Below are 13107 nucleotides of genomic sequence, written 5' to 3'. Positions count from 1 at the left end.
ATACGTCGTGCCCGTAAATGGATAGGAGGGTCGTTCATGCTTGCGCAACTTCCACCCGCATTGCAGAGCCTGCATCTGCCGCTGCGCCTGAAACTCTGGGACGGTAACCATTTCGACCTCGGGCCCAGCCCGCAGGTGACCATCCTGATCAAGGAGCCTCAGCTGATCACTCAGCTGTCCCACCCCAGCATGGACGAACTCGGTACCGCCTTCGTCGAAGGCAAGATTGAGCTGGAAGGTGATATCGGTGAAGCCATTCGGGTCTGCGACGAGCTGAGCGAGGCGCTGCTGACCGACGAGGACGAGGCCCTGCCGGCGCGCCAGTCCCACGACAAGGACACCGACGCAGAGGCCATCTCTTACCATTACGATGTGTCCAACGAGTTCTACCAGCTCTGGCTCGACCAGGACATGGCCTACTCGTGCGCCTACTTCCGCGAGCCGGACAATACCCTGGATCAGGCCCAGCAAGACAAGTTCGACCACCTGTGCCGCAAGCTGCGCCTGCAGGCCGGCGACTACCTGCTGGATGTCGGTTGTGGCTGGGGCGGGCTGTCCCGCTTCGCTGCCCGCGAGTATGGCGCCCAGGTGTTCGGCATCACCCTCAGCAAGGAGCAGCTCAAGCTCGGCCGTCAACGCGTCAAGGACGAAGGGCTGGCCGACAAGGTCGACCTGCAGATCCTCGATTATCGCGATCTGCCGCAGGATGGTCGGTTCGACAAGGTGGTGAGCGTCGGCATGCTCGAGCACGTCGGCCATGCCAACCTGCCGCTGTATTGCCAGAAGCTGTTCGGTGCGGTGCGCGAAGGCGGCCTGGTGATGAACCACGGTATTACTGCCAAACACGTCGATGGCCGGCCAGTCGGCCGAGGCGCGGGAGATTTCATCGACCGCTACGTGTTCCCCCATGGCGAGCTGCCGCACCTGTCGATGATCAGCGCCTGCATCTGCGAAGCCGGGCTGGAGGTGGTCGACGTCGAGAGCCTGCGCCTGCATTACGCCAAGACCCTGCATCATTGGAGCGAGAACCTCGAGCACCAGCTGCATCGTGCAGCGGCGCTGGTGCCGGAGAAAACCCTGCGGATCTGGCGCCTGTACCTGGCCGGCTGCGCCTATGCCTTCGAGAAGGGCTGGATCAACCTGCACCAGATCCTCGCCGTGAAGCCCTTCGCCGATGGCCACCACAACCTGCCCTGGACCCGCGAAGACCTCTACCGCTGACCGTACCAGGCCGGCTCCTTTGCAGGAGCCGGCTTGCCCCTTCAGAGGATCGGCGAGATCAACCGCGCAATGCGCATCCCCAACTGCTGGATCCGATGGGTATCCTTGCTGTCCTCTGCGGTAATCTCCTTGGACTGCTCGAAGTCTTGCAGCAGCATCGCCTCCACCTGGTCGGCGAATGTCCGGTCGATGGTGAGCAAGGTCATCTCGAAGTTGAGGCGGAACGAGCGGTTATCCAGGTTGGCGCTGCCGACCGCGCTGACCTCGTCATCCACCAACACCACCTTCTGGTGCATGAACCCCGGTTGGTAGCGGAACATGCGCACGCCGGCGCGCACCGCTTCGAAGGCGAACAGGCTGGAGGCCGCATAGACGATCTTGTGGTCTGGCCGCGAGGGTATCAGCAACCGCACATCGACTCCGCGCAGCACCGCCAAGCGCAGCGCGGCGAATACCGCCTCGTCGGGGATGAAGTAGGGGCTGGTGATCCACACCCGTTGGGTCGCGGAATGGATCGCCTCGAGGAAGAACAGCGAGCAGGTTTCCTGTGGGTCGGCCGGGCCGCTGGCCAGAGCCTGGCACAGTACGCCATCGTCGGGATAGTCATCGGCGAGGATCAGCGGCGGCAACTCGCGCGCTGCCCAGTACCAGTCCTCGGCGAACGATTCCTGCAGGCAGGCCAAGACTGGCCCGCTGACTTCAATATGGGTATCGCGCCAGGGTGACAGTTTCGGGTTGCCGCCGAGGTACTCATCGCCCACGTTCAAACCGCCAAGGAAGCCGAGCAGACCGTCTACCACGACGATCTTGCGGTGGTTGCGGAAGTTGACCTGAAAGCGGTTGAACCAGCCACGCCGGGTAGCGAAGGCATGGACCTGCACGCCGCCGTCGCGCAGCGTCTGGGTGTAGCGCGCGGGAAGGGCATGGCTGCCGACCCGGTCGTACAGCACATACACCTTCACGCCCTCGGCGGCCTTGCGCAGCAGCATTTGCTGCAGTGATTTGCCAAGAGCGTCGTCGTGGATGATGAAGAATTGCACCAGCACCACTTCCCGGGCATCGGCGATGGCGCTGAAGATGGCATCGAACGTGGCTTCGCCATTGACCAGCAATTTGACTCGATTGTTGGCCAGGCACGGCATCGGCCCCAGCTTGGGCATCGCGCGCAGGGCGGCATAGCTGGCGGACTCGCGGGCGGCGAGTGCTTCCTCGACCCAGGGCCGCCAGTTGAGGTTGGCCATGGCCACGTGCATTTCCTGGTTGGCCTGACGCCTGGCCTGGATGTAGGCGGAGAATGAACGGGCGCCGAACACCAGGTAGGGAATGAGCGTGAGGTAGGGGATGAAGAACAGCGACATCGCCCAGGCGATAGCCCCTTGGGCGGTACGCACGGTGAACAACGCGTGCAGGGCTGCCGCGATGCCCAGCAGGTGCACCAAGCCGAGTAGATAACCAAAGAAATAAGGGCTGTGATAATCCATACGCATCCTGCTTGGCGAATACACTGTGGATAACAGAACACGTTCCCGTCTCGGCTTGCAACCCACCTGCAGTATTGGCGTCTAAGACTCAGCCCGGCCGCTTGGCCGGTTTATTTCGAGGAGCGTTCATCCATGAAGAATCGTCTGCCCTTGTTGGCACCATTGTTGGCATTGTCCTTTGGCCTGAGCAGCCCACTGGTGCACGCGCAGATGCTGCAACCTGGCTTGTGGGAGCTGACCACCAGCAACATGCAGGTCGATGGAAAGCCGTTACCGGACATGGAGTTCATGCTGGGCCAGTTGAAGAACCTACCGCCCGAGCAGCGTGCGATGCTGGAAGGCACGCTGGCCAAGCAGGGTGTCACCGTGGGCGGCAAGGGCGTGCGCTCGTGCCTGACCCCCGAGCAGGTCGCGACCAATGACATTCCACTGCAAGACCCGCAATCGGGCTGCACCCAGAAGATCACCGACCGCACCGGCAATGTGTGGAAATTTCAGTTCAGCTGCCCCAAGGCGCAGGGCAGCGGGCAGGCCACCTTCCTTAGCGACAAGGAATTCACCACCCAGGTCAGTGGTACGTTCAACGCTTCCGGGGTTCAGCAGCAGGGCAGCATGAACACCCGGGCCGTGTGGTTGGGTAATGACTGTGGCACGGTCAAGCCGCGGACTTGACCCACTTCACCACTGCCAGCGGCTGACCGCCACCGCGTCGTGGGCATGCAGGCTTTCTGCGTGTTCCACGCGCACCTGGAAGCCTGTGGCCCAGGCCTGTTGCCTGAGGGCATGGTGCACCCGTCGCGCTGCGTCTTCGCAGAACATCAGGTTCTGGCCATTGGCCAAGGCGAAGGCCTGTTCGTCCGCGCGTTTCACTGCCGTCTGCACCGCCGTGCCGAGGCTGGCTTCGACTTGGTCGATCAATGCAGTTATCGGCAGCGAAGGCTGGTTGTTGCGCAGGCGTACCTTGACCTTGGCCTGACTGCGTTGGCTATGAGGTGTCGCCACGATGCCTTGGCTGCTGCCGAGCCATTCCAGCACTGTGTCGCGGTTCGGTTGCTGCCCAGCAAAATCGGCCTCGAACTGCTGTTGAATCAACTGCCTGGCGAGCGCTGCCGAGCATGGGCAGGTCGACGAGTAAGGGACGTTAACCGATAGTTCCACGTGGAACATTTCGTTTTCTATCCTGGCATCGACACTGACCGCGTAGCTTTTCCAGCCTGACAGCGGGCTTACCAGGGCTGGCCTTTTCAGCGAATGGTCGAACGTCAGGCGCAGATAGGCCGCATCCGAAAGCCCTTCATGACTGGCAAGAAAGTCAGCCAAAAGACGGCGCAGGCTCAGCGCTGTCGCAGGCTGCTTCTCGATGGATTCGAGTGCGAGATACAGGCGCGACATGTGAATGCCACGCGAGGAGCCATCCACAAGGCTGACACCGGCGTCGGCTTTGGCGATTACCCTGCGGCCGTCGACCTGGATCGGTAAGGCGATACCGCACATGCCCACCCATTCGAGCGGGGTGGCCTGGTCTTGTGGCTGGATGGCGATGTCGGGAAGCGTAAGGCTGGTCATCTGAAGCACCGGTCATGAAGAGGCGTGGTAAAGGAGTGTCAGCGGCAACCGCCGATCAGGCTGCAATGCAGGTTGAAACGTTGACCGCTCGAGCTGGAGACGCGGTTCAAGGTAGTCCAGCCCACCCGTCGGCTGTAACCGAACCAGGCTTCGCCATCACTGGCCAACCCGGTGAACAGCGTGAACATGCCGTAGCGGCTGTTGGTTTGTGACCAGAGCCGACGGGTCTCGCTGTCGAAGCCGCGGAGGTAGAAATGCTGACCTTCGGTACGCACGCTGTAGTAGCTGCCATTGGCACCCTGGCACGCCAGTAGCGTGGCGCTTCGGGTGCACAACGCCATGCCGTTTGCAGGTGCCATTGCCCATGCAGGTAACGGGGACACGAGCATCAGTAAAAGGGCGGCTCGTGCCTGGATAGTTTCCATCTGAGGATACGCTCGCGACGAATGTGGCTTGGCGAAATTGTATTGTTACTTTATAACATTGTGCAATGCATCGTTTCGAATGCGTCTGCCTGTCGAGGTTTCGCCAATGTCCAATCGTCTTCCTGTCACCGTGCTGTCCGGCTTCCTCGGGGCCGGCAAGAGCACCTTGCTCAACCATGTGCTGCGTAACCGCGACGACTTGCGGGTCGCGGTCATCGTCAACGACATGAGTGAAATCAACATCGATGCCAGTGAGGTGCAGCGCGACGTCACCCTCAACCGCGCCGAAGAAAAGCTGGTGGAGATGAGCAATGGCTGCATCTGCTGCACCCTGCGCGAAGACCTGCTCGAGGAAGTGGCACGGCTGGCGCACGAGGGGCGTTTCGATTACCTGCTGATCGAGTCCACGGGTATTTCCGAGCCGCTGCCGGTGGCCGAGACCTTCACCTTCCGCGACGAGCAGGGCCGCAGCCTGTCCGATATGGCGCGGCTCGACACCATGGTCACCGTGGTCGATGGCCTGAACTTCCTGCGTGACTACCAGGCCGCCGAAGCGCTGGCCAACCACGGTGAGAGCCTGGGTGAAGACGACGAGCGTTCGATCAGCGACCTGCTCATCGAGCAGGTAGAGTTCGCCGATGTACTGTTGCTGAGCAAGATCGACCTGATCGGTCAGGACCAGCGCGAGGAACTCATCGCCATCCTGCGCAGCCTCAACGCCCGGGCGCAAATTGTGCCGATGGTCATGGGCCAGGTGCCGCTGGCGCGCATCCTCGACACTGGCCTGTTCGACTTTGATCAAGCCGCGCAATCGCCGGGTTGGCTGCGCGAACTGCGCGGCGAGCATGTACCGGAAACCGAGGAATACGGCATCGCGGCGAGCACCTGGGTAGCGCGCCGGCCGTTGCATCCACAGCGCTTCTTCGATTTTATCCACAAGGACTGGAGCAATGGTCGCCTGCTGCGCTCCAAAGGCTTCTTCTGGCTGGCCAGCAAGTTCCAGGAAGCCGGCAGCTGGTCCCAGGCCGGCGGCATGATGCGCCATGGCCTGGCTGGCCGCTGGTGGCGCTTCGTACCGCGTGAGCATTGGCCGCAGGATGAACAGGGTATTGCCGAGATCCTCAAACACTGGACGGCGGAAACCGGCGATTGCCGCCAGGAACTGGTGTTCATCGGGCAGAACATCGACTTCGCAAGGTTATCCACAGAGCTCGATGCCTGCCTGTTGAGCGACGAAGAAATGGACCTTGGGCCCATGGCCTGGCTGCGCCTGGATGACCCATTTGGGCCATGGTTGGCCGAGGAGGCGGCATGAACCTGGCGCATCGCCCTGTGAATATCCAACAGATCCATGGCGAATCGCCCAAGGTGTTGGCTGAAATCCTCCAGGACGGAGTCAACCTGGCCGTATGGCAGCGCCGTTTGCCGGCGCAACTGGAAGACTTTGCTGCGCTGGTCGTCAGCCTTGGCCAGCCGCTGGCGGATCAACGTGTGCTGGAGGTGAGCGAGCATGAACCCCCGGTGCTGGCGGGTCTGCTTCCGGAGGCTGCGGACCTGCATGGCTATGAGGCCTTCGTCGCCGATGTGACCTGGCTGGTCTCGGCCTACACCTGTCTGCTCGGGGCACGGCGGGTTGGCTTGCGCTTGCGCGTGCTGCAAGGTGCCATGTGCCCACGCTTTCATGTGGATAACGTCCCGGTGCGGCTGTTGAGCACCTATGTCGGGCCCGGTAGCGAGTGGTTGGAGGAGGGCGTGATAGAGCGGGTTGGCTTGCACTTGGCCGCCGCACCTGTGGATAACATCCAGCAGTTGCAGACCGGGGATGTGGCCGTGCTCAAGGGCGAGAAGTGGCTGGGCAATGAAGGCGCAGGACTTATCCACCGTTCGCCCGGGAGCCAGCAGTCACGCTTGCTCCTCAGCCTTGACTGGTTGGCGTGACGGGGCATAGTGGGGGCAAATCCGCTGCGAAGTTATCCCCATGCTGCAGAACATTCCCACCCACGTGATTGCCGGGCCGTTGGGCGCTGGCAAGACCAGCCTGATTCGGCACTTGATGGCGCAGCGCCCGCAAGGCGAACGTTGGGCGGTGCTGGTCAATGAGTTCGGCCAGGTCGGCCTCGATGCGGCGTTGCTCAGCCGTGACGAGGACGGCGTCGCCATTGGCGAGGTGGCGGGGGGCTGCCTGTGCTGCGTCAATGGCATGCCGTTTCAGGTCGGGCTGGGGCGGCTGTTGCGCAAGGCGCGCCCTGACAGGCTGTTCATCGAACCTTCCGGGCTGGGTCATCCGTTGCAGTTGTTGCGACAGTTGGGTCAGGCGCCTTGGCAGGGCGTGTTGTCGGTGCAGCCACTGGTGATGGTGGTTGACGCCCAGGCCATGGGGCGTGGCGAGCCGCTGGCGGAGGCTCAACGGCAGGCGCTGGGGCTGGCCGCTCTGGTGGTGGTGAACAAGTGCGAGGCTGTGGACGAAGATTCCAGGCTGTTGATAAACAAGCAGCTAGGCAACGTCCAGGCGATTTGGACGGGACAAGGGCGGGTGGATTTAGGCCTGCTGCCGGTTTCATCCACAGACGTTGCTGTTACTTCCGACAAGACGGATCAGCCTGTGGATAGCGCTGCAGGGGCTGCCGGCAGCCTGTGGACAAATCCACGGGTGCCGATTTGTCTGGCCGAGGCAGGAGACGGCGGCTGGAGTATTGGCTGGCGCTGGCACCCAAGTCGGCAATTCGATCCACAGCGGCTGCGAGCTTTTCTAGGGGCTTGGCCGTGGAAGCGGGCCAAGGGGGTTATCCACAGCGCTGAAGATTGGCAGTCATTCAATGGCCTGGAAGGGGTGTTGCCGGCGTGGCAGGCGAGCGCCTGGCGCAGGGATTCGCGGATCGAGCTGATCTTCGATCAACCCCAGAACCAACAAGCCCTGCAGGATGCGCTCGGGCGCTGCGTGATCGACTAGATCGCGGGGCGGTTCAATTACGCCAACGGTTATGCTCTTGCCGCCACTGCTGCATCTCGATCACATTGTCGGCCCGCGGTGGTGTCTTGATCTCGAACGGGTAGGGCGCCAGCTCGATCTGCACGCTGTGGGCGCCGAACTGGGTCACCGTGCCCGGATGGCGCTGCTCGCCGGTGACGGTGAACTCGAAGGCATAGATGCGCGCCAGGCGCTTGCGCCCGTTGGCGTCGCGCACGAAGCCGATACGCTTGAGGGCGACGGCATCGTCGAGCAGTTCGAGGTCGAGCTTGGCGCAATGCTGCTTGACCCGCTCCAGGGCCTTTTCGCGCAGGCCGTGGTTATGCCATAACCAAGCGCCCGCCGTGGCCACCAGCATCAGGACGAAGAGGTTCTCCAGGGTCAACATTTGCATATGCTCCAAACAGGTTGAACCAGCTTAACTGCGTCCCTGGCCTGTCGTACAGGTGGTAATCGCGTTCATACTGCGCTGTGCACAATCCTTGAAACAGCTTTGGAATCTTCCCACATGAAACGTACCCCTCACCTGCTCGCTATTCAGTCCCATGTGGTGTTTGGCCACGCCGGAAACAGCGCCGCGGTGTTCCCCATGCAGCGGATTGGGGTGAACGTGTGGCCGCTCAACACCGTACAGTTCTCCAACCACACTCAGTATGGCCAGTGGGCAGGCGAAGTGCTTGCTCCAGCGCAAATTCCTGCGTTGGTGGAAGGCATTGCCAACATCGGCGAGCTGGGGCATTGCGACGCGGTGTTGTCCGGCTATCTGGGCAGCGCCGAACAGGGGCGGGCGATCCTGGCCGGCGTCGAGCGGATCAAGGCGGTCAACCCCAAGGCCCTGTACCTGTGCGACCCGGTCATGGGGCATGCGCAGAAAGGCTGCATCGTGCCGCAAGAGGTCAGCGATTTCCTGCTCGAGGAAGCTGCGGCCAAGGCTGATATCCTCTGCCCCAACCAGCTGGAGCTGGACAGCTTCTGCGGGCGTGAGGCGCAATCGCTGGAGGACTGCGTGGGCATGGCGCGCTCGCTGCTCGAGCGCGGGCCGCAGGTGGTGCTGGTCAAGCACCTGGCCTACCCGGGGCGGGGCGAGGATCAGTTCGAGATGCTGCTGGTGACCCGCGAGGCGAGCTGGCACCTGCGCCGCCCATTGCTGGCCTTCCCGCGCCAGCCGGTCGGGGTCGGCGACCTCACCTCAGGCTTGTTCCTCGGCCGCGTGCTGCTGGGCGACAGCTGGCTCCAGGCCTTCGAGTTCACTGCTGCGGCAGTGCATGAGGTGCTGCTGGAAACCCAGGCCTGCGCCAGCTACGAACTGCAGCTGGTGCGGGCCCAGGATCGCATCGCCCACCCGCGGGTGCGCTTCGAGGCGCAGCGCCTGACGGTCTAGATCGCGTCGGTCTTGAGGTTCTGGTAGCGCTGTTCCAGTTCCTGGCGAATCTGGCGGCGCTGCTGGCCTTGCAGGAAGCGGCGCTTTTCCTCGCTGCTTTGTGGCTGGCGCGGCGGTACTTGTACCGGGCGGCGATTGTCGTCGACCGCGACCATGGTGAAGAAGCAACTGTTGGAATGGCGCACCGAGCGTTCGCGAATGTTTTCGGTCACCACCTTGATGCCCACCTCCATGGAGGTGTTACCGGTGTAGTTGACCGCCGCCAGGAAGGTCACCAGCTCGCCGACGTGCACCGGCTCGCGGAAGATCACCTGGTCGACCGACAGGGTGACTACATAGCTGCCGGCGTAACGGCTGGCGCAGGCGTAGGCCACTTCGTCGAGGTACTTGAGCAAAGTGCCGCCATGTACGTTTCCAGAGAAGTTGGCCATGTCCGGGGTCATCAGGACGGTCATGGTCAGCTGGGCGTTTCCAGGTTCCATAGTGTGCTCACGGTGAGGTTGCGCTGAATCGGGGCGGGTATCTTCGGACACTTCTGTTTCCCCTCTCGAAATCTTTGCCTTCCTGGTACGGGACGTTGGCTGACGGTCCATCGTCACGCTTGGGTTGCAGGTTAAAACGTCGCCTGGGTTGGCTGTTTTCCTGCCGATCTGTTTCTACATATTGCACCGCCTTTCGCCGGCGAGGTGCGATGTTACCCTGAGTACGCTCATGCAACATGGGCTTTCCTGCATTCAATACAACAAGTACTAGCTGCTCGCTCGGGGATGCCTTGGCAGAGGAGCGGACTGTCCGGGGCCTCGACACAAGGAGTATCGCGCCATGCATGCCATCAGCTTCATCCAGGACCTGGCCGTCATCATGCTGGTGGCCGGGGTGGTGACGATCCTGTTCCATCGGTTCAAGCAGCCGGTGGTGCTCGGCTACATCGTCGCCGGTTTCATCATCGGCCCGCACACCCCGCCGTTCGGCCTCATCCATGACGAAGACACGATCAAGACCCTGGCCGAACTGGGGGTGATCTTCCTGATGTTCTGCCTGGGCCTGGAGTTCAGCTTGCGCAAGCTGTTCAAGGTCGGCGCCACCGCGTTCATCGCGGCGTTCCTGGAAATCGTCCTGATGATCTGGATCGGCTTCGAGATCGGCCGCTGGTTCGGCTGGAACACCATGGATTCGTTGTTCCTCGGCGCGATCCTGGCGATTTCCTCGACCACCATCATCGTCAAGGCGCTCAACGACCTGAAAATGAAGAACGAGCGCTTCGCCCAGCTGATCTTCGGTGTGCTGATCGTCGAGGACATCCTCGGCATCGGCATCATCGCCCTGCTGTCAGGCATCGCGGTCAGTGGCACGGTCAGCTCGGGCGAGGTGTTCTCCACCGTCGGCAAGCTGTCGCTGTTCATGATCGTCGCGCTGGTCATCGGCATCTTGCTGGTGCCGCGCTTGCTGGCCTACGTGGCCAAGTTCGAAAGCAACGAAATGCTGCTGATCACCGTGCTCGGCCTGTGCTTCGGCTTCTGCTTGCTGGTGGTCAAGCTCGAGTACAGCATGGTGCTGGGCGCCTTCCTGATCGGCGCGATCATGGCCGAGTCGCGCCAGTTGCTGAAGATCGAGCGGTTGATCGAACCGGTCCGCGACCTGTTCAGCGCCATCTTCTTCGTCGCCATCGGCCTGATGATCGACCCACAGGTTCTGGTCGACTATGCCTGGCCGATCGTGGTCATCACCCTGGCGGTGGTGCTGGGCAAGATGCTGTCCTGTGGCATGGGCGCTTTCATCGCCGGCAACGACGGCCGTACTTCGCTGCGGGTGGGCATGGGGCTTTCACAGATTGGTGAGTTTTCCTTCATCATCGCCGCCCTCGGCATGACCTTGCAGGTGACCAGCGACTTTCTCTATCCGGTGGCGGTGGCGGTCTCGGCCATCACCACGCTGCTGACGCCGTACCTTATCCGCGCCGCCGACCCGTTGTCGATCAAGCTCGGCCAGGTGGTGCCAAGCCGCCTGGCGCGGGTGCTGTCGTTGTATGGCGAATGGCTGCGCAGCATCCAGCCGCAGGGCGAGGGGGCCATGCTGGCGGCGATGATCCGGCGCATCCTGCTGCAGGTGGGGGTCAACCTGGCCCTGGTGATCGCCATCTTCTTCAGCGGTGGGTACTTCGCCGGGCGCATCGGTGCATGGCTCAGCGAATGGGTCACCGATGTCAGCCAGCAGAAGGCGCTGATCTGGGGCGCGGCATTGCTGCTGTCGCTGCCGTTCCTGATCGCCGCGTATCGCAAGCTCAAGGCGCTGTCGATGCTGCTGGCGGAGATGGGCGTCAAGCCGGAGATGGCCGGGCGGCATACCCAACGGGTACGGCGGGTGGTCGCCGAGGTGATCCCATTGCTGTCGCTGCTGGTGATTTTCCTGCTGCTGTCGGCGCTGTCGGCCAGCATCCTGCCCACCAGCGAGCTGCTGCTGGTGATCGCCGTGGTGGCGGCGGTGGTGGTGGCGTTGCTGTGGCGCTGGTTCATCCGTGTGCATTCACGGATGCAGATCGCCTTGCTGGAAACCCTGGAAAACAACCGCGATCACCCACATTGAACCATCGGCTATCGCGGTCTGTTGTAGGAGCGGCACGAGGCCGCTCCTACAAGGGCCGCACAGACGATCAGCTTTCCAGCCAGACGTCCCGCACCCAGTGCCACACCGATTCCCAGCTTTCCTCGGTGACGATCTCTTCTTCGCCGGACCACAACACCACGGTGCCGTCTTCCTCGACGCAGTAGTAATCGTCGCCGTCCTGGCACAGCGGAATCAGGTCGCGCGGCACGCCGGCATCCCAGGCATTGGCGGCAACCTCAGGCAGGTAGGTGTGCGACTGCGGGTCGGTGACCGTGACCGGTTCGAGCGAGCCGTAGACCACGTCGCTGACGGTCAGCAGGTACTCCTTGAACACGAACGGGATGTTGATGAACAGCTGTTCCTCGATCTCGACCAGCAGGTCTTCGTCGGGCAGCTCCAACGGCGTCGGGACGGGCTCGTTGGCTTCCCGGAGTTGTTCGATCACTTCTTCCACGGTTCAATTCCTCTGACCTTGATGACAACGCTGCGCGTTATACCCTAGTAGCCGACTCTGGCAAAAGCAAAAACCCCGGGACAGGCCCGGGGTTTTTTGGACAACGTGCGGCAGTTAACCGTTCTGACGGATACCGGCCACCAGCCATGGCTGGTTTTCGCCCGGGGCGCGAACCATGTGCCAGCTTTCGCTGAACACTTCGCCCTGGTCGAAACGCGAGGTCTTCGACAGGCCACGGAAGGTCAGGGTGGCGTCGGTACGGTCTGGGCGGTCGTCCACGCCGTCCAGTTGCACTTCGAGGTTGTCGATGTAGGTGGACTGGAAGCCATCACCCAGGTCGGCACGCTCGCGCTTGAGGAACTCAAGCATCTGCGGGGTGACGAACTCGGCGATCTTGTCCATTTCGTTGGCGTCCCAGTGCTGCTGCAGCGACTGGAAGTGGTTGCGGGCAGCGGCCAGGAAGCTCTGCTCGTTGAACCAGGCCGGGGCGTTGATCGCTGGCGCCGGAGCGGCGGCCGGCGCGGCTGCGCCACCGAAGATCGACGGCTGCGCAGGCTGGCCGTGGGCTTCGCGCTGGAACGGCGCGTGGCCTGGAGCCGCCATCTGCGGCTGCTGCTGGCGGCGGCGCGCGGCGATGAAGCGGAACACCAGGAAGGCGATGAGTGCGACGATCAGGAAGTCCATGATCTGCAGGCCTTCGAAGCCGTCACCCATGAACATGGAGGCCAGCAGGCCACCGGCGGCGAGGCCGGCGAGTGGGCCCAGCCAGCGCGAAGCACCGCTGGCGGCGGCCGGGGCACGGCCAGGCGCGGTTGGCGCGGCGGCCGGCGTGGTTGGCGTGGCCTGGCGGGTCTGGTGGATAGGCGCGGAGCCCGAGCTCTTGCCGCCGCCGAAACGCTTGGCGTTGGCGTCCAGGCTCAGCGTCAGGCCGACGCAGAGCGCCAGTGCGATGCTAAGAAAACGTTGCATAAATGGGATTTCCCCTGTTGTGGATTGCACGCGCGTCA

General features: G+C 62.6%; 14 protein-coding genes. 7 read left to right on the top strand and 7 right to left on the bottom strand.

What is annotated here, in order from left to right; genetic code table 11:
* Nucleotides 1-36: 36 nt before the first annotated feature.
* On the top strand, nt 37-1221 hold the full coding sequence (gene cfaB, locus IAE37_RS03050) for a C17 cyclopropane fatty acid synthase CfaB (protein WP_201168965.1): 1185 nt from the start codon (nt 37-39) through the stop codon (nt 1219-1221).
* A gap of 41 nt (nt 1222-1262) precedes the next feature.
* Here the strand turns inward: cfaB and cls are convergent, their stop codons facing one another.
* A complete protein-coding gene (cls, locus tag IAE37_RS03045; RefSeq protein ID WP_201168963.1) occupies nt 1263-2702 on the bottom strand; it encodes a cardiolipin synthase in 1440 nt (479 codons plus the stop codon).
* Nucleotides 2703-2834: 132 nt separating this feature from the next.
* Here cls and IAE37_RS03040 point away from each other — a divergent pair, with 132 nt between their 5' ends.
* The gene (locus IAE37_RS03040; protein ID WP_201168961.1) at nt 2835-3374 is read left to right on the top strand and encodes a DUF3617 domain-containing protein; all 540 of its coding nucleotides are present in this window, start codon (nt 2835-2837) and stop codon (nt 3372-3374) included.
* A 6-nt stretch (nt 3375-3380) separates the two neighbouring features.
* On the opposite strand, the gene folE2 is transcribed toward IAE37_RS03040, so the two are convergent.
* Both folE2 and IAE37_RS03030 read right to left on the bottom strand, forming a co-directional pair.
* Nucleotides 3381-4268 carry a GTP cyclohydrolase FolE2 gene (gene folE2, locus IAE37_RS03035; RefSeq protein ID WP_201168959.1) on the bottom strand — a complete coding sequence of 296 codons (888 nt, stop codon included), beginning with the start codon at nt 4266-4268 and terminating at the stop codon, nt 3381-3383.
* Between the two features lie 38 nt (nt 4269-4306).
* Nucleotides 4307-4693: a glutamine synthetase gene (locus tag IAE37_RS03030; RefSeq protein ID WP_442967758.1), complete on the bottom strand. Its 387-nt coding sequence runs from the start codon at nt 4691-4693 to the stop codon at nt 4307-4309.
* Nucleotides 4694-4799: 106 nt separating this feature from the next.
* Between IAE37_RS03030 and zigA the strand changes: the two genes are divergently transcribed.
* From zigA to IAE37_RS03015, 3 genes are read left to right on the top strand one after another with little or no spacing between them, the layout of a single operon-like run.
* Nucleotides 4800-6008 carry a zinc metallochaperone GTPase ZigA gene (gene zigA / locus IAE37_RS03025; protein ID WP_201168947.1) on the top strand — a complete coding sequence of 403 codons (1209 nt, stop codon included), beginning with the start codon at nt 4800-4802 and terminating at the stop codon, nt 6006-6008.
* The gene (locus tag IAE37_RS03020; protein WP_201168944.1) at nt 6005-6631 is read left to right on the top strand and encodes a DUF1826 domain-containing protein; all 627 of its coding nucleotides are present in this window, start codon (nt 6005-6007) and stop codon (nt 6629-6631) included. The genes zigA and IAE37_RS03020 overlap by 4 nt, the downstream gene beginning before the upstream one ends.
* A 40-nt stretch (nt 6632-6671) precedes the next feature.
* Nucleotides 6672-7643: a CobW family GTP-binding protein gene (locus tag IAE37_RS03015; RefSeq protein WP_201168941.1), complete on the top strand. Its 972-nt coding sequence runs from the start codon at nt 6672-6674 to the stop codon at nt 7641-7643.
* 13 nt (nt 7644-7656) lie between these two features.
* Here the strand turns inward: IAE37_RS03015 and IAE37_RS03010 are convergent, their stop codons facing one another.
* A complete protein-coding gene (locus IAE37_RS03010; protein WP_201169401.1) occupies nt 7657-8049 on the bottom strand; it encodes a DUF3301 domain-containing protein in 393 nt (130 codons plus the stop codon).
* A 120-nt stretch (nt 8050-8169) separates the two neighbouring features.
* Here IAE37_RS03010 and pdxY point away from each other — a divergent pair, with 120 nt between their 5' ends.
* A complete protein-coding gene (pdxY, locus tag IAE37_RS03005) occupies nt 8170-9042 on the top strand; it encodes a pyridoxal kinase PdxY (protein WP_201168938.1) in 873 nt (290 codons plus the stop codon).
* Here pdxY and IAE37_RS03000 read toward each other — a convergent pair.
* The gene (locus IAE37_RS03000; protein WP_201168935.1) at nt 9039-9524 is read right to left on the bottom strand and encodes an acyl-CoA thioesterase; all 486 of its coding nucleotides are present in this window, start codon (nt 9522-9524) and stop codon (nt 9039-9041) included. The two genes, pdxY and IAE37_RS03000, sit on opposite strands and share 4 nt — an antisense overlap.
* Nucleotides 9525-9864: 340 nt before the next feature.
* Between IAE37_RS03000 and IAE37_RS02995 the strand changes: the two genes are divergently transcribed.
* Complete coding sequence (locus IAE37_RS02995) at nt 9865-11625, top strand: cation:proton antiporter (protein ID WP_201168932.1); 1761 nt, start codon at nt 9865-9867, stop codon at nt 11623-11625.
* 67 nt (nt 11626-11692) lie between these two features.
* Here the strand turns inward: IAE37_RS02995 and IAE37_RS02990 are convergent, their stop codons facing one another.
* Entirely contained in the window at nt 11693-12100 is a 408-nt protein-coding gene (locus IAE37_RS02990; protein WP_201168929.1) for an SMI1/KNR4 family protein, read from the bottom strand.
* A 114-nt stretch (nt 12101-12214) separates the two neighbouring features.
* Entirely contained in the window at nt 12215-13069 is an 855-nt protein-coding gene (locus IAE37_RS02985; RefSeq protein ID WP_201168926.1) for a Tim44 domain-containing protein, read from the bottom strand.
* Nucleotides 13070-13107: the final 38 nt, after the last annotated feature.

The organism is Pseudomonas sp. S31, from assembly GCF_016648105.1.
Classification (GTDB): Bacteria; Pseudomonadota; Gammaproteobacteria; order Pseudomonadales; family Pseudomonadaceae; genus Aquipseudomonas.
The sequence above is the reverse complement of the archived record's forward strand: the minus strand, read 5'-3'. Positions and strand labels throughout refer to the sequence as shown.

Bases quoted from the DNA above. Each gene is read 5' to 3' on its own strand.
- cfaB (WP_201168965.1), top strand. From the start codon at position 37: ATGCTTGCGCAACTTCCACCCGCATTGCAGAGCCTGCATCTGCCGCTG.
- cls (WP_201168963.1), bottom strand. From the start codon at position 2,702: ATGGATTATCACAGCCCTTATTTCTTTGGTTATCTACTCGGCTTGGTG.
- IAE37_RS03040 (WP_201168961.1), top strand. From the start codon at position 2,835: ATGAAGAATCGTCTGCCCTTGTTGGCACCATTGTTGGCATTGTCCTTT.
- folE2 (WP_201168959.1), bottom strand. From the start codon at position 4,268: ATGACCAGCCTTACGCTTCCCGACATCGCCATCCAGCCACAAGACCAG.
- IAE37_RS03030 (WP_442967758.1), bottom strand. From the start codon at position 4,693: ATGGAAACTATCCAGGCACGAGCCGCCCTTTTACTGATGCTCGTGTCC.
- zigA (WP_201168947.1), top strand. From the start codon at position 4,800: ATGTCCAATCGTCTTCCTGTCACCGTGCTGTCCGGCTTCCTCGGGGCC.
- IAE37_RS03020 (WP_201168944.1), top strand. From the start codon at position 6,005: ATGAACCTGGCGCATCGCCCTGTGAATATCCAACAGATCCATGGCGAA.
- IAE37_RS03015 (WP_201168941.1), top strand. From the start codon at position 6,672: ATGCTGCAGAACATTCCCACCCACGTGATTGCCGGGCCGTTGGGCGCT.
- IAE37_RS03010 (WP_201169401.1), bottom strand. From the start codon at position 8,049: ATGTTGACCCTGGAGAACCTCTTCGTCCTGATGCTGGTGGCCACGGCG.
- pdxY (WP_201168938.1), top strand. From the start codon at position 8,170: ATGAAACGTACCCCTCACCTGCTCGCTATTCAGTCCCATGTGGTGTTT.
- IAE37_RS03000 (WP_201168935.1), bottom strand. From the start codon at position 9,524: ATGGAACCTGGAAACGCCCAGCTGACCATGACCGTCCTGATGACCCCG.
- IAE37_RS02995 (WP_201168932.1), top strand. From the start codon at position 9,865: ATGCATGCCATCAGCTTCATCCAGGACCTGGCCGTCATCATGCTGGTG.
- IAE37_RS02985 (WP_201168926.1), bottom strand. From the start codon at position 13,069: ATGCAACGTTTTCTTAGCATCGCACTGGCGCTCTGCGTCGGCCTGACG.